This window comes from Citromicrobium bathyomarinum (genome assembly GCF_021021475.1).
Lineage (GTDB): Bacteria > Pseudomonadota > Alphaproteobacteria > Sphingomonadales > Sphingomonadaceae > Alteriqipengyuania > Alteriqipengyuania bathyomarina.
Genome location: NZ_JAINWL010000001.1, coordinates 321,322 through 341,934, shown reverse-complemented (window position 1 = coordinate 341,934; position 20,613 = coordinate 321,322). Strand labels below are relative to the sequence as shown.

Annotated in this window: 17 protein-coding genes; 10 read left to right on the top strand and 7 right to left on the bottom strand. The window is 65.4% G+C overall.

Going from position 1 to position 20,613, the window contains the following annotated elements; translation table 11 throughout:
- The first annotated feature begins 3 nt into the window (after positions 1-3).
- Positions 4-3,300 (top strand): FG-GAP-like repeat-containing protein, encoded by a 3,297-nt coding sequence (locus tag K7H93_RS16035; protein WP_338080267.1) that lies wholly within the window; start codon positions 4-6, stop codon positions 3,298-3,300.
- Here K7H93_RS16035 and K7H93_RS01755 read toward each other — a convergent pair.
- Positions 3,293-3,433: a hypothetical protein gene (locus tag K7H93_RS01755; protein WP_230782139.1), complete on the bottom strand. Its 141-nt coding sequence runs from the start codon at positions 3,431-3,433 to the stop codon at positions 3,293-3,295. The genes K7H93_RS16035 and K7H93_RS01755 overlap by 8 nt on opposite strands.
- 10 nt (positions 3,434-3,443) lie before the next feature.
- On the opposite strand from K7H93_RS01755, the gene K7H93_RS01750 reads away from it, so the two are divergent.
- Positions 3,444-3,854 carry a DUF4915 domain-containing protein gene (locus K7H93_RS01750; RefSeq protein WP_230782137.1) on the top strand — a complete coding sequence of 137 codons (411 nt, stop codon included), beginning with the start codon at positions 3,444-3,446 and terminating at the stop codon, positions 3,852-3,854.
- Between the two features lie 21 nt (positions 3,855-3,875).
- On the opposite strand, the gene K7H93_RS01745 is transcribed toward K7H93_RS01750, so the two are convergent.
- The 3 genes from K7H93_RS01745 to K7H93_RS01735 all read right to left on the bottom strand — a co-directional run bounded on the left by K7H93_RS01745 (position 3,876) and on the right by K7H93_RS01735 (position 5,857).
- The gene (locus K7H93_RS01745) at positions 3,876-5,180 is read right to left on the bottom strand and encodes an SGNH/GDSL hydrolase family protein (protein ID WP_230782135.1); all 1,305 of its coding nucleotides are present in this window, start codon (positions 5,178-5,180) and stop codon (positions 3,876-3,878) included.
- 15 nt (positions 5,181-5,195) lie between these two features.
- Positions 5,196-5,558, bottom strand: coding sequence for a hypothetical protein (locus K7H93_RS01740; protein ID WP_230782133.1), 363 nt, complete (start codon positions 5,556-5,558; stop codon positions 5,196-5,198).
- 152 nt (positions 5,559-5,710) lie between these two features.
- The gene (locus K7H93_RS01735; RefSeq protein WP_230782131.1) at positions 5,711-5,857 is read right to left on the bottom strand and encodes a hypothetical protein; all 147 of its coding nucleotides are present in this window, start codon (positions 5,855-5,857) and stop codon (positions 5,711-5,713) included.
- Between the two features lie 259 nt (positions 5,858-6,116).
- On the opposite strand from K7H93_RS01735, the gene K7H93_RS01730 reads away from it, so the two are divergent.
- The 4 genes from K7H93_RS01730 to K7H93_RS01715 all read left to right on the top strand — a co-directional run bounded on the left by K7H93_RS01730 (position 6,117) and on the right by K7H93_RS01715 (position 12,107).
- On the top strand, positions 6,117-6,728 hold the full coding sequence (locus tag K7H93_RS01730; protein ID WP_230782129.1) for a response regulator transcription factor: 612 nt from the start codon (positions 6,117-6,119) through the stop codon (positions 6,726-6,728).
- Positions 6,729-6,838: 110 nt separating this feature from the next.
- Complete coding sequence (locus tag K7H93_RS01725) at positions 6,839-8,050, top strand: acyl-CoA dehydrogenase family protein (RefSeq protein ID WP_010239223.1); 1,212 nt, start codon at positions 6,839-6,841, stop codon at positions 8,048-8,050.
- A 14-nt stretch (positions 8,051-8,064) separates the two neighbouring features.
- Positions 8,065-9,129, top strand: coding sequence for an acyl-CoA dehydrogenase family protein (locus K7H93_RS01720; RefSeq protein WP_010239225.1), 1,065 nt, complete (start codon positions 8,065-8,067; stop codon positions 9,127-9,129).
- A 242-nt stretch (positions 9,130-9,371) separates the two neighbouring features.
- Complete coding sequence (locus K7H93_RS01715; RefSeq protein WP_054523963.1) at positions 9,372-12,107, top strand: TonB-dependent receptor; 2,736 nt, start codon at positions 9,372-9,374, stop codon at positions 12,105-12,107.
- A gap of 107 nt (positions 12,108-12,214) precedes the next feature.
- On the opposite strand, the gene K7H93_RS01710 is transcribed toward K7H93_RS01715, so the two are convergent.
- From K7H93_RS01710 to K7H93_RS16060, 3 genes are all read right to left on the bottom strand, one after another.
- Positions 12,215-12,508 carry a GNAT family N-acetyltransferase gene (locus K7H93_RS01710; RefSeq protein ID WP_230782127.1) on the bottom strand — a complete coding sequence of 98 codons (294 nt, stop codon included), beginning with the start codon at positions 12,506-12,508 and terminating at the stop codon, positions 12,215-12,217.
- A gap of 97 nt (positions 12,509-12,605) precedes the next feature.
- Complete coding sequence (locus K7H93_RS01705; RefSeq protein ID WP_230782124.1) at positions 12,606-13,568, bottom strand: FecR family protein; 963 nt, start codon at positions 13,566-13,568, stop codon at positions 12,606-12,608.
- A complete protein-coding gene (locus tag K7H93_RS16060) occupies positions 13,565-14,446 on the bottom strand; it encodes an RNA polymerase sigma factor (RefSeq protein WP_230782123.1) in 882 nt (293 codons plus the stop codon). The genes K7H93_RS01705 and K7H93_RS16060 overlap by 4 nt, the downstream gene beginning before the upstream one ends.
- On the opposite strand from K7H93_RS16060, the gene K7H93_RS01695 reads away from it, so the two are divergent.
- The 4 genes from K7H93_RS01695 (at position 14,400) to K7H93_RS01680 (ending at position 20,465) form a co-directional block, all read left to right on the top strand.
- Positions 14,400-17,303 (top strand): TonB-dependent receptor domain-containing protein, encoded by a 2,904-nt coding sequence (locus K7H93_RS01695; RefSeq protein ID WP_230782122.1) that lies wholly within the window; start codon positions 14,400-14,402, stop codon positions 17,301-17,303. The genes K7H93_RS16060 and K7H93_RS01695 overlap by 47 nt on opposite strands.
- On the top strand, positions 17,296-17,487 hold the full coding sequence (locus K7H93_RS16055; protein WP_338080266.1) for a hypothetical protein: 192 nt from the start codon (positions 17,296-17,298) through the stop codon (positions 17,485-17,487). The genes K7H93_RS01695 and K7H93_RS16055 overlap by 8 nt, the downstream gene beginning before the upstream one ends.
- Before the next feature lie 68 nt (positions 17,488-17,555).
- Positions 17,556-18,128 (top strand): M16 family metallopeptidase, encoded by a 573-nt coding sequence (locus tag K7H93_RS01685; RefSeq protein ID WP_230782121.1) that lies wholly within the window; start codon positions 17,556-17,558, stop codon positions 18,126-18,128.
- A 3-nt stretch (positions 18,129-18,131) separates the two neighbouring features.
- Positions 18,132-20,465 carry a M16 family metallopeptidase gene (locus tag K7H93_RS01680; RefSeq protein ID WP_230782120.1) on the top strand — a complete coding sequence of 778 codons (2,334 nt, stop codon included), beginning with the start codon at positions 18,132-18,134 and terminating at the stop codon, positions 20,463-20,465.
- Positions 20,466-20,613 lie beyond the last annotated feature (148 nt).

The following is a 20,613-nucleotide window of genomic DNA, read 5'->3' as shown; positions in this document are numbered from 1 at the left end:
AACGTGAATTACGCAGATTTTTTGTCTGCCGACGCCGACCTCATCATCACCGAGGGTGATGGCGATGATTCGCCGCGGGTAACAGAGCAGCTAAGTGCGGAGCAGGCAGCCAATCTGATCGCGCAGGGCCGTTTGGTCGCGGGTTACGTCAATGTCGGGGTGACCGACACTGCGCGCGGATACTGGAATCCGGACTGGACTTCAGCGGGTAACTCGACTGATGACGATCTCAATCCCGTTGCCGCCACCGCGCCTGCCTTTCTTCAGGGTGCACCCACCAACGACTACGGGCGGCTGGTCGATTTCACCGATCCGGACTGGCAGCAGATCGTGGTCGATCAGGTCACGTTCCTGCTTACCGAGCGTGGCTTCAACGCGATCTTTCTCGACGATGTGAACACTTACTACCAGCGATATGTCTCGCTGAACGGAGAGCCTGCCACCGCTGCCGCCCGCGACGAACTTGCCGCGCAGGCACAGGCGATGACCGAGTTCGTCACCCGAATTCGGGGCGTGATGGACAGTATCAATCCGGACGCGGTGCTGATCGCATCGACCGATCCCTATATGCCCGACAACTCGCCGGGGGGTGCGAGCGGAGCGATCGCCGACCAGTATCGCGATGCGGTCGACTGGTATCTGCTGGACAATATGCCCAACCAGGCCGCACTCGACCGGGCCGCCGCTGTGTTCGGGGACCATCTCCTGGTTGTCCAGTCGGACGGGAGCTTTCCCACCGGAGCTAGCGGGCCGCTGCCCCTAAACGATCTGCACGGCTACGGGCCGGCCTTCTACGCCCCGTCATCCGCCTACGACACCTTCGTCCCGTTCGAGCGTCAGACCGCCACGACCGGCACCCTCATCGAAGGCGGCAATGGCCCGAACACGCTGCGCGGGGGCGATGGCGATGACATCATTCTGACCGGCGAGGGTGCGGACACAGCCTATGGCGGGGGCGGGAACGATCTGATTGCGGGCAGCACCAATACGGGCATGCGCGCCTTTTTCGCCGAAGGTGCCGAAGTCACCCGCCCCGCGCTTCACGGTCCTTTCGTGATCGAGAACGGACCAGACGCCCTTTACGGAGAAGGCGGCGATGATCGGATCTACGTCGGCTACGACAGTCTCGCCGACGGCGGCTCAGGCTTCGACACGGCCTATGTCGATATGCGGATCATGTGGGTTCCCTGGGTTGCCGGCTCGGTTCTTACCACCCACAACGACCTCGGAGTGAACGTCGATCTTTCGCAAGCGGACACCGGCTCCGTCGTGCTCAATGTCGGCGGGGTCGGGAACCTCGCGGTCACGCTGACCGATTTCGAGAGGTTCGTCATCACCTTCGGATCGGGCGACGACGTCGTCATCGGCGGCGCGGGCAATGATATCCTTCAGGGCGATTCCTACAACTTCCCTGGCGGGAACGACACGATCGACGGCGGGGGAGGAGACGACGACATCTATGGCGGTGCCGGAGCGGACATTTTGCGCGGTGGTGATGGGAATGATCGCCTCAACGGCGGGGAAGTGTCGCCGGGCTACGATGACTACTCCGTCGATCAGCTTTTCGGTGACGCCGGTGACGATCTCATCATCGGCCGACCGCTCGACATCATCGATGGCGGCAGCGGGTACGACACGTTGGAGCTGTGGCTGGGCGAAAGTGGGCTCGACTACACGATCGACCTGGCGGCCATCACTTCGGGCAGCACCGTAACCCTCATCGACGGCACATCGATTACCGGGATCGAAGAAGTCTCGGTGCTGCGCCTGGGGGATGGCAACGAAACCGTCATCGGCACTTCGGGCAACGACACTATTCACGCAGAGGGCGGCGATGACGTGCTCGACGGCGGTGCCGGGGTGGATACCGCAAGGTTTGACGGCAGGCGCAGCGACTACACGATCACACAGCTCGCGAATGGGCATGTGCAGGTTTCCGGGCCGGACGGGACCGATGATTTGGTTCGTATCGAGCAGCTGCGGTTTTCGGACGGCACCTATGTGCAGGAAATAACCACCGGCTCGGTGAGCCTGGGCTATGCAGGCTTCGGCTACGCGCCTGAGGCAGGCGGCTGGGCGGACAACACGACCTATCCGCGCGGCGTGGCGGATATCGACGGCGATGGCCGGGCGGACCTGATCGGCTTCGGCAGTGCAGGGCTGTTTGCGGCGCTTTCCAATGGTGACGGCACCTTCGGAGAGACCTTCCTCGCCTGTAACGGTTTCGGCGCGAGCAATGCTGCGGGCGGCTGGGCGAACGACAATCTCTACCCGCGCACCCTTGCCGATGTGAACGGAGACGGGCTGCAGGATCTGATCGGGTTCGGTTCGGCGGGCGTGTCGATCGCGCTCGGCCAGGCTCCGGCTTCGGGGCAGGCGGTCGCTTTCGGGCCTGCCACGCTCGCCTACGCAGGCTTCGGCGCGAGCGATGCTGCGGGCGGCTGGACCAGCGCGGACACCTACCCCAGAACCGTGGCGGACGTGAACGGCGACGGGCGCGGCGACCTGGTCGGCTTCGGCGGCGCGGGCGTGTATGTCGCGCTCGGCCAGTCGGATGGCAGCTTCGGCGCGACGCAGCTTGCGCTGAACGGGTTCGGCGCTTCGGATGCGGGCGGCGGCTGGTCGTCGGACGATCGCTTCCCGCGTGTGCTTGCCGACGTAAACAACGACGGACGCGCGGATATCGTCGGCTTCGCGGCCAACGGCACTTACGTCGCGCTGGGGCAGTCCGACGGGAGCTTTGGCAGCATGATGCTCGGCATAGCGGGCTTCGGCTATGCCGATGTTGGCGGCGGCTGGTCGACCGCAGACCGCTATCCGCGCACGCTGGGCGATGTGAACGGCGACGGGGTGGCGGATATTATCGGCTTCGGCGGAGACGGCACCTACGTAGCGCTGGGGCGCGGCGACGGCACCTTCGGCGATACCACGCGGATGGTCGATTCCTTCGGACAAAGCGATGCCGGTGGCAGCTGGTCGAGCAACGACCGGTTTCCCCGCTTCGTCGCCGATATCGACGGCGATGGACTGTCCGATCTGGTCGGGTTCGGCGGGGCGGGCGCCTATGTGGCGCGCGCCAATGTCGAGTGGGTGCGCCAGAGCCGGCAGATCGGGCAGGACGCCCAATCGCAGGCAGGCTCTCCTCTGCCGCAATGGGCCGAGCTCTTCGCCGGGCCTGTCGAGGCCGGCGCGGTTTCGCACGGAGCACATGGTTTTGCCGACCGGGCGCCGACCCTCCATCCTCTTGGCCCGGGGCCTGCGGGGCCGGACATGGACTTCGTCGCGATGCATGTCATGTAGCCGAAGGTGAAGCGCTTTCGTCACCGCCGTCAGCCAGTCCGACACCTTCGACGGATGGCGCGGCCATCGGCGCGACGGTGGCGTGGTGATCGAGATCGAGGGCGGCAAGGTGGTTGGGGGAAGGCCTGTTCATACCGCACTCTTTGCGCTGGCGCGACGGGCGGCTGTGGCTGCACAGCGGCGAAGGGCACTTCGGCTATGTCGATATGGACAAGGGCGCGTTCGTCCCGGCCGCCTTCTGCCCCGGCTACCTGCGCAGGCTCGCCTTCATGCGCGAGATCGCGGTGGTCGGCATGTCGCTCCCGCGCGACAACAAGACCTTCAGCGGGCTCAAGCTCGACGAGGAACTGGCTGAGCGCAAGATGACCCCGCGCACCGGCCTCTATTTCATCGACACCAGAAATGGCAGCATCGTCCACTCGATGAACTTTGAAGGTATCCTGACCGAGCTTTACGATGTGTGCGTGCGGCCCGGCATCCGCCAGCCCGCCGCGATCGGCCCCGCCTCGGAAGATATCCGGCGGACCGTCAAGGTCGCCGACTTCGAAGGCTAGGGCCGAGACGCGCGGGAGGTCCTACAGCCCGCGCGGGAGGTAGCCCGGCACCAGCGTGATTCCCTGGAAATACACGGGCTGGCTGGCGGTAGCTGCCGCCGTGTCGTGGTGCAGGCGCACGGTGATCTCGTAGCACTCCGCTGGCACCATCAGCCCGCAGATCGCCCACGGCACCCAGGCATTGCCCTGATCCTGCGCAAGCGGCCGGGTCGTGCAGGCGGCGGATCCGCCCGCAGGGGCCAGCGCCTCCAGCGTGATTGCGCCCAGCGTGTGCGGCGCGCCCGTTGGTTTGTACACCCAGCCGAACAGCGAGACCGGTTTGCCGCGCAGAGGTGCGTGGCCGTAATCGGGCAGGGTATGGGATATGCGGTTGAGGAACACAGTGCCGCCAGTGCTGGCGAGCTTGAGCGAATGGCCCAGCGCACGGTCGCGCACGATCCCCGGCTCCTTGCTGGCGGTCACCCCGGATGCGGCCACCCAGCCATCGGGCAGCGCGCCATCAAAGCGGGAGAAGTCGCCATTTGGAATCAGGTTGAGCGCCGGGTCGAGCCCGCAAAGGGTCGATGGCGGACCGAGCGCTGCCCGGGCGGGGGCGGCATCCCACAGACCACGGATCGCGGGCAGGTATGCCGCTTCGATACCCGCGTCGCTGGGGTGCACCGGATCGCCATCGGCAAACCACGCGGACGGCTTGCCCGCTGCAAGATAGGGCGTGTGCGCGTCGATCAGCGCGATATCGCGCAGTCGCGCAACCCGCCGCCACGCATCGACCGCACGGTCCATCGCGGAGCCGTCCGCGCGGGGGTTCTGCAGCAGCGCGACGATCGGCACACCGGGATGGGCGAGGCGGTAGTATTCCAGCGCGGTGAGGAATTCGCCCAGCACCTGTTCGTCGGTGGTGCCGACCACATGATTGTGCCCGTGGCAGATGGTCAGCAGGTCCGGCGTCTCATCAGCGAGGCCGCTGTCGCGCCACAGTGTGCCGAGCCCGTGGGCCATTTGCCCGCCCGCCACGGCGAAGTTGCGGATCCGCACGGTCGGTCCGCTGCCAACCGCTTCGGTGGTTGCGCCGCCATAGACACCGTCGGCCCAGGTCGTGACCAGCACGGTCGGCTGGCTGGGGTGGGTGGCGATCACGTCGGCGAGGCGGAAGATGAATTCGCGCGGGCTTTCACGCGAGTTGGACAGGCTGTCCGACCAGTTGACGATAGACACATCGCGGCCCTGGTCGAGCATGTGCTTGATGTGACCGAAGCCGTTGGCGGCGGCGATCGACGGAGCTTGCGCCGCGCTGGCGGCGGGACGAGGCTGGATCGTCTGGAGCATGGTGCGGGCCTTTCGTCAGTCGAGCAGGGTGAGGGCGGGGGCGAAGTCCGGGGCACCGGCGCTGATCCCGGCCACCGCGAAGGGCAGCACGGTCAGGCCCGGTTCGACCGGCAGATCGATCGCGCCGCCGCCCGCAAGCGCGAGCGTTAGCTGGCCGGTCTGCTGCGCGACGATCGCCAGCGCGCGACCGGGCTCCAGCACGCTGTCGAGCGCCGCAGGGCGCGCGGCGCGATAGCTGACCTCGCCGATCGGCAGGGGGCTGGCGGCGCTGGCGGTTATCGCCTCGCCCGCCTTCTCGAAAGCGACGGCGGAGGGAGTGACGTAAGGGGCGGGGGTCTGAATCGGTTTGGGCGGGGACGGGGGAAGGGCTTGGGGCATGGGCATCTCCGACAGGGAAATCGCGCACCCGCGCCCGCACCGCGGGGGCGATGCGACGGACGGCAAACAGGCAGCGACACGCGTCGTCTACGTCCGACAAACCCTTGTAGGACAGCGATAATTTGTAGGATTTTCGCGCGGCAGCGGATCGGTCATCGGATTTTGCGGTGATCCTCGCGGTCGAGCGTGGCGAGCTTTTCCTCCCACGCCAGCGCATGACGGATGATGGCTTCCAGCCGGTCGTAGCGCGGCTCCCACAGCAACATCGCGCGCAGTCTGGCACTGTTCGCGATCAGCATCACCGGGTCGCCTGCGCGCCGCCCTCCCGGGACCGGGGCAATTGGGCACCGGCTAGAGCCTGCGGGACATTTTTCTCCAAAACCGAGCAGCTGCCCTACGCGCGGATACCTAGGCTTTGGCTCTTTTTGGACGGAGCAAGCCCCTCAAATAGCTCCACATCCGCAATACCTCGTATTTCTGCGAGCCGGGAAAACGCGGATGACTGCGGTCGACCCTTAAGGGTTAACACGCAGAAAGGGGTGCCAAATGCGGGGAACATTGGCGGTTATCGACGCGGACGAGCAAGTGCGCGATCAGGTTGGACGACAGGTGGAGGCTGCGGGCGTAATCGCACAGCCATTCGACACGCTCGAACAGTTCGTGACGCGGCGCGCGGGCGACGAACAGGTGGTGCTGGTGGGGGACGATACGCCGATGGCGCTTGGCGTGTGTGAACACTTTCGCGCGCAAGGGTGCTGGCTGGCAGTGATCGCCTACGCCAGCCGGCCCAGCCTGCGGCGGGTGGTCGCTGTGCTGCGCGGCGGGGGGTACGACTATTTCTCGCTCCCGCTCGACACCGCTGCATTGCTCCGCAGCATCGACCAGCTGGGCGACGGGAATGGCCCCTATGCCGCCGCGCGCCAGCGTGCCGCCCTGGCCCGCACCCGGCTGGCCCACCTTTCCCCTCGCGAGCGCGAGGTGCTGGCGCGCATGGCGGGCGGCCATTCCAACAAGGTGATCGGAATCGAACTGGGGATCAGCCCGCGCACGGTCGAAATTCACCGCGCGAACATGCTCTTCAAGCTGGGGGCGTGCTCCTCCACCGAAGCGCTGCGGATGTATTTCGAAGAACACCTGCTCAACGGAGCGGCCGCGCGACCCGAAGGGTGACGCGCCCGGGAAGGGGCGCGCTCGTCCATCGGGCGACCGAGAAAGCACTTTACGCGAGCGTAAACCTGCGCCAGTGTCGTGCCCATAACAGCCGGTATGGGAGAGTGAACATGGCGAGCGTCGCCGAACCCGAAGCTAAAGCCGACCTGGACGCCTTCCGCGAGGAAGTGCGCGCCTTTCTGGCAGAGAATTTTCCGCCCGAACTGCGCGGCAAGAACAACCTCCTCAGCAGTGTCGAGGAAGCGGGCGAAGAAAGCCCCGCGGAGAAGGCATGGCGCCTCGCGATGGGCGAGAAGGGGTGGGGCACGCCCACCTGGCCCAAGGAATATGGCGGCGGCGGGCTGACCAAGAAGCAGGCCCGCGCGCTCGAAGAGGAAATGGCCAAGGTCGGGGCGTGGAACCCGATCGGCGGGATGGGCGTGATGATGCTCGGCCCCACGCTGCTCGAATTCGCGAGCGAGGAACAGAAGCACGAGCATATCCCGCCGATCTGCAAGGGCGAGATCCGGTGGTGCCAGGGCTATTCGGAACCCAATGCCGGGTCGGACCTCGCGAACCTGCAGACGATGGCGGAGGACAAGGGCGACCATTACCTCGTCAATGGGCAGAAGACCTGGACCAGCGGCGGGCAGTGGGCGGACAAGTGCTTCTGCCTCGTGCGCACCAGCCGCGCGGACAAGCACAAGGGCATCTCGTTCCTGCTGATCGACATGCACGCGCCCGGCGTCGAGGTGAAGCCGATCAAGATGATTTCGGGCATGAGCCCGTTTTGCGAAACCTTCTTCACCGATGTGCAGGTGCCCAAGGAAAACCTCGTCGGCGAGGAAGGGCAGGGCTGGACCATCGGCAAGAAGCTGCTGCAGCACGAACGGACCAATCTTTCGGGCGGCGGCGCGCTGGCCGCGCTCAATTCGCAGCCGCTTGGCAAGGTGGCGGAACGCTACATCGGGCTGGACGAGAACGGCAAGTTGGCCGACGCCGAACTGCGCGTGAAGATCGCCGATTTCGAAATGCGCTGGAACGCCTTCCTGCTGACCGCGCGGCGCGCGATGGAGGAAAGCAAGGCGCAAGGCGGCGTGTCGGAGATCAGCTCCATCCTCAAAAAGGCGGGCACCAAGCTGGGCCAGGAACGCGCCGAGCTGATGATCGCGATTCAGGGCTATCGCGGGCTCGGCTGGGAAGGCGAGGGCTTCGAGCAGAAGGAGCTGGACGGCACGCGCGCGTGGCTCTTCGGCAAGGCGACCACGATCTACGGCGGCTCGACCGAAATCCAGAACAACATCATCGCCAAGCGCATCCTCGGGATGCTCGACCACCAGTAAGGGGAGCGGGACTCATGGCGGTTCTCAACGACGAACAGGAAATGCTGCGCGACATGGCGCGCGAGTGGACGAAGAACGAGCATCCGGTGGGTGCCTGGCGCAAGGTGCGCGACGCGGGTGAGCCGTTCGACGCGGATGCATGGGGCGCAATGGCCGAGATGGGCTGGGCGGGGATCATCATCCCCGAAGAGCATGGCGGCAGCGATTTCGGCTGGATGAGCCTTGGCCTGGTGGTCGAGGAACTGGGCAAGAGCCTCGCCGCGAGCCCGCTGATCGCCTCCGCACTCGCCGCATCGGCGATCGTGCTGGGCGGCAGCGACGAACAGAAGGCGGAATACCTGCCCCGGCTCGCTTCGGGCGAGTTGATCGGCACGCTCGCCTTCGATGAAGGCCCGCGTCATATTGGGCTGAAGGCGAGCGCCGGTGTGCACGACGGGCGTCTGACCGGCACCAAGGCCTTCGTCCACGAAGCGAGCCGTGCCGGGCTGTTCGTCGTCCTGGCCAGCGATGGCGTCTATCTGGTCGAGCAGGGGCAGGGCGTTACGCTCTCGAGCCGCGCGCTGGCCGACATGCGCGACCATGCCGAGATCGATTTCAATGATGCGCCCGCGCAGAAACTGGCCGCTGGCGGGGATGATCTGGCGCAGAAGATCCTCGATCGCGCACGCGTGCTGACCGCTGCGGAAATGCTCGGCATGTGTCAGGCGGTGTTCGACACCACGCTCGACTATCTGAAGCAACGCGTGCAGTTCAATCAGGTGCTCAGCTCGTTTCAGGCGCTGCAGCACCGGATGGCAGACCTCTACAGCGAACTGGAAATGACCCGTTCGGCGGTCGAAGGCGGGTTGCAGGCGCTCGACAGCGGGTTCGCGGTGACCGAGGCGGCGATGCTCGCCAAGACGCGCGCGAACGATGCGCTGCACCTGATCAGCAAGGAGGGCATTCAACTGCATGGCGGAATCGGGATGACCGACGAATACAACGTCGGATTCTATCTTAAACGCGCGCGGGTGCTGGAGGCGGCATGGGGCGCGAGCAGTCATCTGCGTGACCTCTATGCGACGACCAAGGGCTACTGACGTTACGGAATGCAAGCGCGTGCCGCACAGTGTTACGCAACTGTCACAGTCGCACGACGACCGCAGGTCGCGCTTGTAGTTTGACGAGAACACGCGCAGAATAGCGCGGCTTGGGAGAGCATGCATCGGTGGGCGCGACAGGCAAAAGCTGCGCGCCCCCTTTAAAACCAACCACGTGATCGCCGCTGGCGGTGCGTCAAGGCGCAGTCTCTCTCCGCAAAAACATTGGGATTGGGAGACCTATGAAAGCCATTCTGACACGCTCGATCGCCCTCGGAGCACTTGCCGGAGGCCTCGCCTTCCAGCCGGTGGCCGCGCTGGCGCAGACGACCGATGCACAAGATACCGAAGCCGAACTGCAGGAAGAGCTCGACGGCGGAACGACGATCGTTGTTACCGCGCAGGGCCGCACGCAGGAACTGACAGATGTGCCAGTGGCGGTGAACGTGGTCTCCGCGGAAGAGCTGCGCAATTCGGGTGCCAGCGATATTCGCGAACTCAACCAGGTCGCGCCGTCCCTGCTGGTCTCCTCCACCGGTAACGAAGCCAATGGCTCGGCCCGTATCCGCGGCATCGGCACGGTCGGCGACAACCCCGGTCTGGAAAGCTCGGTCGCAGTGTTCGTCGATGGCGTCTATCGCTCGCGCTCGGGCAATGCGCTGAGCGAACTGGGCCCGATCGAACGGGTCGAAGTGCTGCGCGGCCCGCAGGGCACGCTGGGGGGACGCAACAGCTCGGCTGGCCTGATCAACATCTACACCGCGCCGCCCGAGTTCGAATTTTCCGGCTATGGTGCCTTCACCTACGGCAATTACGACGCGGTCAAGGTTGAAGCCGGGATCAACGCGCCGCTGGGCGACACCGTCGCGGCGCGCCTCGACGGGGTCTATTTCCGGCGCGACGGCTTCTACAACGATGTCGTCAACGACGTGGATGTGAACAATCGCGACCGGTACCTGATCCGCGGTCAGATGCTGTTCGAGCCGACCGACACGCTCTCCATCCGGCTGACCGGCGACTATTCGAAGAAGGATGAGGCGTGCTGTGCCGCGACCTTCGTGCAGCCAGAGTTCGCTCCGCTCGCGCGGGTCAGCCCGGGGCTCGATCCGTTTGCCCGGCCCGATGGCGGCCCGGCGCTGACGAGCACGCAGAACCCGATCGTCAACATCCTGCTCGGCCTGGGTCAGAACCCCAACGCGCTGACGCAGAGCACGTTCGACCGCGACATCTACGTGACCCCGGGCCGCAGCTATGATGGCGAGACCGAGGATTATGGTGCCGCTCTCGAGCTGAACTGGGATTTCGGCGGTGCGCAGCTGACCTCGATCACCGGCTACCGCGACTATTCTAACACGCAAGGGTCGGACACCGACTACACCCAGGTCGACATCCTCTATCGTGCGCCTGGCCCCAACGCCGGTGCGCGTGAGTTCAAGACCTTCAGCCAGGAACTGCGTCTGCAGGGCGAAGCGTTCGGCGGCACGCTGGACTGGCTGGTTGGCGGCTACTTCGCCAATGAAAAGCTGGAAACCCGCGACAACCTGCGCTTCGGCACGCAGTACGGCACCTTCGCCAACTGCCGCATCGCACTGGCGATCAACCCGGCACTGGCCAATCCTTCGGCGGCCAACTGCTTCGGTGCCAATATTGGTGCGCTGACCGCGGCCAATGGCGGTGCGGGCGCGTTCGGGGCGGCCACGCCGCTGATCATCGCGGGGATCAACAACCTCGCGACCGTCAGGGACCGGGGCAGCACGGGCGACGTGTACAACCAGGAAAGCACCAACTGGGCGCTCTTCACCCACAACATCATCAACATCACCGACCGTCTGAACCTGACGCTCGGCCTGCGGTACACCAACGAGAACAAAGACTTCTCGGCCAGCTTCGGCAACGACAACACGGCTTGCCCGACCAACCGGGCACTGCTTGGGCCGCTGCTCGGCGTGCCCGCGCTGGCGGGTCTGGCCGGCGGCCTGATCTCGCTGTCGTGCCAGGGCAACAGCACCAGCGAGCTGAACGGCGTTTCGATTGCCGACAGCCGCGACGAAGACGAGTTCACCGGCACCGCGATCATCTCGTTCAAACCGACCGATCGCCTGATGACCTACGCGAGCTATTCGCGTGGCTACAAGGCGGGCGGGTTCAACCTCGACCGCTCTGCGCTGCAGGCGAGCCCGTTGGTGGGTAACCCTGCTGTGACCGGTTCGACCGCGAACCTGCAGTTCGGCCAGGAAACCGTCGACGCATTCGAAGTGGGCGGCAAGTATGATGGCCGCGACTGGACGCTGACGGCCGCCGCCTTCTACCAGCGGTTCTCCAACTTCCAGCTGAACACGTTCAACGGCTCGGTCTTCCTGGTCCAGAACGTCAATTCGTGCGGTGCGGACCTGGGCGGGGCGGATCGCGATGCGAGCGGCACGACCGGTGCCTGCGCTGCCGACGATGTGCAGCCGGGTGTGATCGCCAAGGGTGTCGAGCTGGAACTGGGTCTGCGACCGGCGCGCTTCCTCAACGCCAACCTCGGCCTGACCTATGCCGACACCAGCTACGAGACCAACCTGATCGGCAACGACACTGGCGCACCGCTGGACCCGGCGCTGCGTCTGCTGCCGGGTGACAACCTGTCGAACGCGCCGGAGATCACCGCGACGGCATCGCTCTCGTACACTCCGCCGATCGGTAATAGCGGTCTGACCGGTCTGTTCTACATCAACACCCGCATGACCAGCGACTATAACACCGGCTCCGACCTGCTGTACGGCAAGGAGCAGGACGGTTATGTCCTCGTCAACGGCCGCATCGGTATCCGTGGCCCGGACGAGAAGTGGGCGATCGAACTGTGGGCGCAGAACCTGTTCGATCAGGACTACACCCAGGTCGCGATCAACACGCCGTTCGTGGCTCCGCAGCAGACCTATTCGGCCTACCTCGCCGAACCGCGGACCTACGGCATCACGGTGCGCGCGGGCTTCTGATCCGCACCACGCCGGACAGGCAAAACAGAGACGGCGCGGGGGGCAACCCTCGCGCCGTTTCTCTTTGTACGGGTGAAGAGCAGGTCGGCCTGACCGCGCGAGACGGATTACTGGACGACGTCGGCCCAGTCGGGATGGCGCATCGCCTGCGCTTTGAAGAATGGGCACAGCGGCACGATACGGAAGCCTTCCGCGCGCGCGTCTGCCACCACCCGCTCTGCCAGTGCCGAGCCGACGCCCTTGCCGCGCAGGCTATCGGGCACGCCGGTATGGTCTACGATGACGAGGGTGGGGCTGGCGCGCGAAAAGGTCAGTTCGCCGACCTCGTCGACCCCTTCGACCTGGGCCATGTAGAGCCCCTTGGTGTCGTTATCGACACGCGTGATCGTGATGCTGCTCATGATGAAGGTGGCTTACCGCAAAGCGCGCGGCGCGCAATAGCGCGCACGCCGCGGCCATCCCGATCGAGCTTGTCCGTCGAACGAAGAAGCCGCCGGATCAGCGCTTGAGTTCGATCATATCCTCGTGCCGCTCGACATGCAGGCCGTAGGCCGATTGCAGCAGGTCGAGAAATGCATCGGCGTTGTGCGTCTGGAACGAGCCGCCGATCCTGATCTGCTGGATGTCCGGGGCCACCTGGATCGGCTTGCCGGAATAGCGGTTGAATTCCGCCACTGCGGTGCGCAGCGGCGTGTTGTCGAACACCAGCAACCCCTCGCGCCACGCGGTCATCGCGTTGACCTCGTCTCCGTTGGACCCGACCACCAGCGTGTTCTGCTTGCGTATGTAGGCGACATCACCGGTCGACACGATCGCTGCACCCGCGCTTTCCGCGCTGGCGCTATCTTCGACCTTCACCCGTCCCGAAACCACGGCCACGGTCACATCGTCGCCGGAGCGTTTGACAGAGAAGCGCGTGCCGAGAACGACGATCCGCCTGGGTCCGGCATGGACGATGAACCGGCGATCCGGGCGGTGCACGATGTCGAAAAAGGCCTCGCCCTCGTCAAGCCACACTTCGCGTGCGTCCGGGCCGCTGGCGGCCCGCAGCCTGGTTGCGGTATTCAGTTCCACCGTGCTGCCGTCGGCGAGTTTTACCGCTTCGCGCGCCCCGCGCGCCGTCTCGTACCGGGCAGGCGGCTCGGTCGGGACCGGCGGACTCCACATCGCAATCCCGGTCAGCGCCAGAACGAGCGAGGCGGCCAGCGCGCCGACAAGCGCGAAAACCGTCCGGCGGGGGCCCGAAGCCTCCTCTTCCTCAACGCAAGACGGCGTGTCGCCCAATGCGGGAATGCGATCGGCCTCACGCCAGCCGTGCTCCAGCCGCCAATAGGCCGCCTTATGCGCCATAGAGCGGTCCATCCACGCGGCGAACTCCGCCTCGTCCTGGTCGGTCCAGCCGGGTTCCTCGCGTCTGATCAGCCAGCCGGCTGCGATATCTTCGATCTCTGCGGCGCTCATTGCAATTTGCTCCGCCGCGCACGCTGTGGCTCTTCGCGCTGGATCCGCCCCGATCCGCCGAGCATGGCATCGGCCATGGCACGAATGCCGAGCCGCAATTGCCGGTCGATCGTGTCGAGCCCGACGCCCATCGCCTCGGCCGCTTCGATCCGCGACATCCCTTCCACCTTGCGCAGGCGGACCACTTCGCGGCAACGCGGGGGCAGGCCTTCCATGCCCGCCTGGGCCCGGCGCAAGGCATCGCGCGCGGCAAGATGACGCTCCGAACCTTCAATATCGATGTGCGCGTTCGCCGCGCTTTCCAGATCGGCCACCTGTTCGAAGGAGACGATCCGGTCGCGCTTGGCCCGGTTGATCAGAATATTGCGCGCGATCGTGAACAGATAGCCCTGCGTGCGATCGGGCAAGCCGCGACGCGCGCCGTTCAGGGCGGCCTCGTATACGTCTTGTCGCAGATCGGTCACGTCTTCCTCGGTCCGCCAGTTCTTGCGCAAATAGCGCGTCAGCGAGGGTTCGAGGGGAAGAACCTCCTCACAGAACCATATCTGAAGCTGGGTGTCGTCCACCATTGCCCTGCCGACGCCATTTCCTTTGCGGTCACGAATGCCACGACAATCGAACGCGGCAAATCCGTAACATCTTTTTGCACCCGGCTTGAAAATTTCACGGCGGTGACATTTTTTTGAGATCGGCGTTACGGATCGATGACGCTCGCTTGTCCCAGTGTTCGAGGCCGGCCCAAAGCGCGTGCCGGCGAAAAGAACCGGGGGGTTACTTATGTCATTTTCGAAATCCGTCTCACTGCTGTTGGCCGGGGTTGCAGGCGGTCTCATGGCCATGCCGACGGCAGCCGTTGCGCAGGAAGAGGTTGCCTCCACCAAGCAGCAATTCGCCATTCCGGCAGGCACGCTCAAGAGCGCGCTCGACCGCTGGACGCGTCAGTCGCGCCGCGAACTGGTCTATCGCGAGGCGGATATTGCAGAGGTTCGCAGCCAGGGTGTCTCCGGGGTGTTCACGCCGGAAGAGGCGCTGATGAGGATTCTCGACGGGACGGGCTTCGGCGTTGCCTTCCACGAGAGCGGCGCGATCGCGATCGTCCGGCAGGAGGCGCGGGGAAACGCCACCCCCGAAATCCTCGTCACCGGAAAGCGCAACTGGTCGCTCAACACCGGCATCGAACGTAGCGAGGACGACAGTCAGCCGTTCATCGTCCTCACCCAGAAGGACATTCAGGAGTCCGGCGCGCCGGATCTCGACACATTCCTGCGCAACCAGCTGAACGTGAATTCCGCCCCTTCGACCAGCGATATGAGCGGGCGGACCAATTACACCCAGCGCGGCCTCAGCAATATCAACCTGCGCGGTCTCGGTTCGCGCGATACGCTGATCCTGGTCGACGGGCGCAGGCAGCCGGGGATCAATCTGGGGCAGGGGCAGATCAACCAGCCGCAAATCACCGGCATCCCGCTGGCCGCGGTCGAACGGATCGAGGTGCTCGCCTCCTCCGCCTCGGGCCTTTACGGCAGCGGCGCGAGCGGCGGCGTGATCAACATCATCCTGCGCCGCGACTATCAGGGTGCGGAGATCAGCGCCAACTACTCCGACACCTATGATTTCGCGCAGCCCGACTTCCGGATCGACTTCACCGGCGCGACCACGATCGAGGGTGGGCGGACCAACATTTCGTTCACCGGCAGCTGGCGCAAGCAGGCCCCGCTGCTCTACGGCGATCGTTCGGAACTGTTCGAGCGCGGGCGCCAGCGCATTCTCGAAAACGATCCCACGTTCTTCTACGGTGCGTTTCCGCCTTCCGGCGCGACCCCTAATATCCAGACCATCGACGGCAGCCCGCTCCAGCTCGACCCTGAATATGGCGGCACGCTGTTCGACAGCCCGATCGCCTATGTGCCCGACGGCTATCGCGGGGTGGCGCTGGACGGGGTCGATCCGCTGATCGCGACGATCGGCAGTTACAATTTCGACCAGCCGATCAGCGCCGTTGGCGAAGGCAAGCTCGCGCCGCTGCTCTACGGTGCGGAAAATCTCGCCGGCACGCTCGCCGTGCGGCGCGAGTTCAACGACTGGCTGAGCGTCTATGTGGAGGGCGCGGCCTCGCGGGCGATTTCGCGCACCACGGTCACGCGCGCTCCGTCGAGCGTGACGCTGCTTGCCGATGCGCCGAACAATCCCTTCGCACAGGACATCAGCGTCGCACTGCCGCAGGGCAATGCCGAGGCCGACGTATCGAGCCGGAACGACCAGCTGCGCGGGGTCGCCGGCGCGATCGTCAAACTGCCGTATGACTGGCAGGCGGTGGCCGACTTTTCCTGGGCCAAGAACCGTTACACCGCAGACAAGTCGCCTTCCAACTACACCCCCGGCCTTACCCTTCTGCTGGGGTCGGGATCGCAGGACGTGCTGCGCGACCTGCGGCTCGATCCGCTCGACTTGACCTATATCGACAGCGATTTCGGCTCGATCACCACCCCCGCCACCACCACCATCGCGACCCAGTCGCTGCGGCTGGCGGGGCCGGTGCCGATCGATTTGCCCGGCGGGCAGCCGCGTATGACGCTCAATGTCGAGCGTTCGGTCGAGGTGGCCGGCAGCGTGATCTCCGCGATCAATAGCGAGTTTTCGAGCGTGACCTACACGCCCGAGCGCAAGCAGACGATCCTCGCCGGGTTTGCGGAGATCGCCTTCCCGATCGTGGGGGTCGACAACGCGGTTCCGCTGATCCGCTCGCTCGAACTGCGGATCGCCGCCCGGCACGAGCAGTACAAGGGCGAAGGCGCGCTGGCCAATATCATCTGCCAGTTCGGGTTCGGCGCGCTGCCCAGCGACGACATTTATCAGGATTGCCCGCCGCAGGGTGCGGATCTCGGCTTGGCGACGACCGAGAACAGCCATACCGACCCGTCGGTCAGCGTGCGCTGGTCGCCGATCGAAGACGTGACCTTCCGCGGCTCCTACACCACCGGCTACCTGCCGCCCACGCTCGACCAGCTGACCAAGCTTCAGGGCATTCTGGGCGTAGAGGCCCGCGATCCGCTGCGCGGTGGGGAGCCGATCGGGATGCCGACCGCGTTCGGGTATGAGATTCAGGGGTATTACGGCGGCAACCCCGACGTGAAGCCGGAAAGCTCCGAGACCTGGACCATCGGCGTGATCCTGACGCCGCGCTTCCTGCCCGGCCTGCGGTTCTCCGCCGACTGGACCCAGATCCGCAAGGAAGACAACTACTTCACGCCGAACCTGCTCTATGCGTATGACGACGCCACGCAGGAGGCGCTGGAGATATTCCTCGAACGCTATCCGGACAGGGTGGAGCGCGGCCCCGCGTCGGACGGCTACGACGTCGGCCCGATCACCTCGATCGATATCTCGCTGGCCAACCTCGTCGGGTCGACGGCGGAAGCGGTCGATTTCGCGCTCGACTACAGCGACGAACTGTTCGGCGGGACGATCGATTTCTCCGCTTCGGCGACCTGGGTGCGCGAATTGTCTGTCGAGACCTATCCCGGCCAGCCCGAGGAAGACTACGCCGGTGTGAACACGGTGAGTTACGGGCAGGGCTATGGCGAAAACGGCGCGCTGCGCTGGCGCGGCAATGGCAGCATCCCGCTGGAGCAAGGGGCCGCTCTCGATCGCGTGGCAGGGCCGCTATGTCGACAGCTACTACCTCCAACTGGACCGGTCCGTCGTCGCAACCCAGGGCTCGGCCAAGGTGGATAGCGTATTCTATCACGATATCGCGGCAACCTACGATTTCGATCGCGGGCTCAAGGTTCGCGCCGGGATCAACAACGTGTTCGGCAGCAAGCCGCCGATCGACACGCTGGCCTCTCCGATCTTCTACAGCCGCAACGCCGATCCGCGGCTGACGAACTTCTATCTGACGCTCACCAAGTCCTTCTGATCCGTGGCTGCGGGCTGGCACGATCGCGTGCCGGCCCGCACCTGCGCGCATTCCCCCGGAGCCACACCATGAACCTCAAAGCCCTTTTCCTTGCCGGCTGCGCATTGTCGCTGCTTCCCGTCCCGGTTGCGGTCCAGGCACAGGAAGCCGCGCAGGACACCGCTGCGCAAGCGGCGGATGCCGTCGAGGCGACGACCCCGCTCGAAACCTTCGTTTCGCAGATCGACATCCCCTATGCCGAGTTCACGCTCGACAACGGCCTGACCGTGATCGTCCACACCGACCGGACCACACCCGAGGTTTCGATCGGCGTATGGTACGATGTCGGATCGAGGAACGAGCCCGAGGGCCGCAGTGGCTTCGCCCACCTGTTCGAACACCTGATGTTCAACGGCAGCGAGAATGTGCCGGGCGACTTCTTCAAGCCGCTGGAAGAAGCAGGCGCGACCGGGATCAACGGCACGACCAGTAACGACCGGACGAACTATTACGAGACCGTCCCGGCCTCCGCGCTGGAGCGCGCGCTGTTCATGGAATCGGACCGGATGGGCTACCTGCTCGGCGCGGTGACGCAGGAGGTGCTGGATGAACAGCGCGGCGTCGTCCAGAACGAGAAGCGGCAGGGGGAGGACAACCCCTAGTCGGTGATCAGCGACCGGATGACCGCGACGCTCTATCCCGCAGACCACCCCTATGGGCACAGCGTCATCGGATCGATGGCCGATCTCGATGCGGCCAATCTCGACGATATGAGGGGCTGGTTCCGAAGCCATTACGGCCCCAACAACGCGATCCTCGTGCTCGCCGGCGATATCGGCGAGGATGAGGCGCGCCGGGTGGTGACGAAGTATTTCGGCGCGATCCCGCGCGGGCCGGAAAATCCGGAAATCGTCGCGCCCGTGCCGACCCTTCCCGAACGGATCGACGAGACGGTGACCGCACCCGTCACCCAGCCCACCATCGTGCGCACGTGGGCCGTGCCGGGGTACGACAATACCGATGCCCTCGGCCTCGATGTCGTGGCGGGCGTGCTGGGGCAGATCGACAATGCGCTGCTCGACCGGGTGCTGGTGCGCGACCGCAAGCTGTTCGACGGCATCGGGACCGAGAATTCGACCCTCGCCCGGGGCGGTACCTTCACCATCCGTGGACAGGTGGCCGAGGGGGTCGATCCCGAGTTCGCAGGCAAGGCGCTGGACGAGACGATCGCACAGTTCCTGTCGCGCAAGCCGACCGAGGACGAAGTGACCCGGTGGGTGACGCGGTTCGTCGTCGGCTATGCGATGGGGCAGGAATCGCTCGCCGGACGCGGTCAGGCGCTGGCCAACGGCAAGGTGCTGATCGGCGATACCGACGCCTACCGCCGCGATATCGACTTCTACGCCCGCCAGACCCCGCAGGATGCGTTCGACATCGCGCGCAAATGGCTGACCCGCCCGGTCTACGCGCTGACCGTGGTGCCAGGCGCGCGGATCGTGGAAGAGGACGCCGCGACGCGGCCGGAAACGCCGTCGGCACAGACGCCGTCCGCAGAGGCGAGCACTGAGGCGACTGGGGTCGTGCGCAAGCAGCGCATGCCGATGCCGCCGCTGGGTGAGCCGAGCGGAACACGCTTCCCCGAAGTGACCCGCACGACGCTGTCGAACGGGATCGAGGTGATCTACGCGCAGAAGGACACCGTGCCCTTCACGCAGATCTCGCTCAATTTTCCGGTCGGCACCGCGGTGGACGCGCCCAGCGAGGACGGGCTGTTCGGGATGATGATGGCGACGCTTGATCAGGGCATTCCCGGTCGCGATTCCGCCTCGATCGAAGCCGAAAAGGAACGGCTGGGCCTCTCGCTCGGCGGCGGGGCCACGGTCGATGAAAGCTCGGTCTATGTCCTGACTCCGTCGATCAACCTCGCATCCGCGCTGGATCTGATGGGCAGCGTGGTGAAGGAGCCGACCTTCCCGCAGGAAGAGATCGACCGGCTGCGCCGCGATTATCTGACCCGCTATGACAACAGCCGGATCCTGCCCGACGCTCTGGTGCAGGAGGTCCTGCCGCGGCTGATCGATGCCAATTCGCCCTATGCGATCCATCAAGGCATGGGCGATCCCGCGGTGCTCGCCAGCATCACGCCCGCGCAGCTCGACGCGTCGCATGACGAATGGGTCCGGCCCGAAGGCGCCCGGATCTTCGTGGTCAGCGATCTACCGCTGGCGAAGCTCCAGCCCGGACTGGAAGAGGAATTCGGTACCTGGGAGGTCGCCGGTGCGGCGCCGTCCATGCCCACGCGCGCGGCGCCCGATCCGGCCCCGCCGCAGATCGTCCTCATCGATCGGGTGGATTCGGCCCAGACCACGATTGCGGGCGGCCAGCTGGTCGAAGGCGTGACCAGCGACGATCTCGTCTCTCTGGACCTCGCCGACCAGGTCCTGGGCAGCGGGTTCCTCAGCCGGATCAACATGAACCTGCGCGAGGACAAGCACTGGGCCTATGGGGCGAGCGGCAGCTTCGTCGATCAGCTGCAGGAGACATCCTATGTCGCCGCCACCAGCGTGCAGCAGGACAAGGCCGGCCCTGCAGTGGGCGAGCTGCGCAAGGAAGTGACCGATTTCGTCACCACCCGCCCGATCAGCCAGGAAGAGCTGGATTTCGTGCGCGACAGCCGCCTGCGTTCGATGAGCAGCTGGTTCAGTTCGGCTGGCGGCGTGCTGGCGGGCATGCAGGAAAACGTGCGTCGCGGACGGCCCGACGATTATTACGCGACGCTGGGCGAGGAGTACAAGACGGTGGAGCTGGACGAGCTACGCGCCGATGTGAAGGCCGCGCTCGCGCCATCGCAATGGGTGTGGGTCGTGGTGGGCGATGCCGATATCGTCAAGCCGCAGCTCGAACCGCTGGGCCTGCCGATCACCGTGCTCAAGCCCGAGGACGTGCTGCCGCCTTTCCGCAGCGGCGACTCGACCGATCCGGAAGTGCTGGAGGACTGATCGCCGACAGGCGCGACCCCGAGACAGCAAAGAGCGGCAGGCCTGCCTTGGTCTGCCGCTCTTTGCATGTCTGGCTGCCACGCGCTGCTGAAGAGCGGTGCGCTGGCGGAGCCGGGGTATGTGGCGCCGTCCCGCCTGGGCAAAATGG

Excerpts from the sequence above, each read along its gene's own strand:
- K7H93_RS01755 (WP_230782139.1), bottom strand. The coding sequence starts at position 3,433 with ATGAACAGGCCTTCCCCCAACCACCTTGCCGCCCTCGATCTCGATCAC.
- K7H93_RS01745 (WP_230782135.1), bottom strand. The coding sequence starts at position 5,180 with ATGCTCCAGACGATCCAGCCTCGTCCCGCCGCCAGCGCGGCGCAAGCT.
- K7H93_RS01740 (WP_230782133.1), bottom strand. The coding sequence starts at position 5,558 with ATGCCCCAAGCCCTTCCCCCGTCCCCGCCCAAACCGATTCAGACCCCC.
- K7H93_RS01735 (WP_230782131.1), bottom strand. The coding sequence starts at position 5,857 with ATGCTGATCGCGAACAGTGCCAGACTGCGCGCGATGTTGCTGTGGGAG.
- K7H93_RS01725 (WP_010239223.1), top strand. The coding sequence starts at position 6,839 with ATGGCGAGCGTCGCCGAACCCGAAGCTAAAGCCGACCTGGACGCCTTC.
- K7H93_RS01720 (WP_010239225.1), top strand. The coding sequence starts at position 8,065 with ATGGCGGTTCTCAACGACGAACAGGAAATGCTGCGCGACATGGCGCGC.
- K7H93_RS01715 (WP_054523963.1), top strand. The coding sequence starts at position 9,372 with ATGAAAGCCATTCTGACACGCTCGATCGCCCTCGGAGCACTTGCCGGA.
- K7H93_RS01710 (WP_230782127.1), bottom strand. The coding sequence starts at position 12,508 with ATGAGCAGCATCACGATCACGCGTGTCGATAACGACACCAAGGGGCTC.
- K7H93_RS01705 (WP_230782124.1), bottom strand. The coding sequence starts at position 13,568 with ATGAGCGCCGCAGAGATCGAAGATATCGCAGCCGGCTGGCTGATCAGA.
- K7H93_RS01695 (WP_230782122.1), top strand. The coding sequence starts at position 14,400 with ATGGCCATGCCGACGGCAGCCGTTGCGCAGGAAGAGGTTGCCTCCACC.
- K7H93_RS01685 (WP_230782121.1), top strand. The coding sequence starts at position 17,556 with ATGAACCTCAAAGCCCTTTTCCTTGCCGGCTGCGCATTGTCGCTGCTT.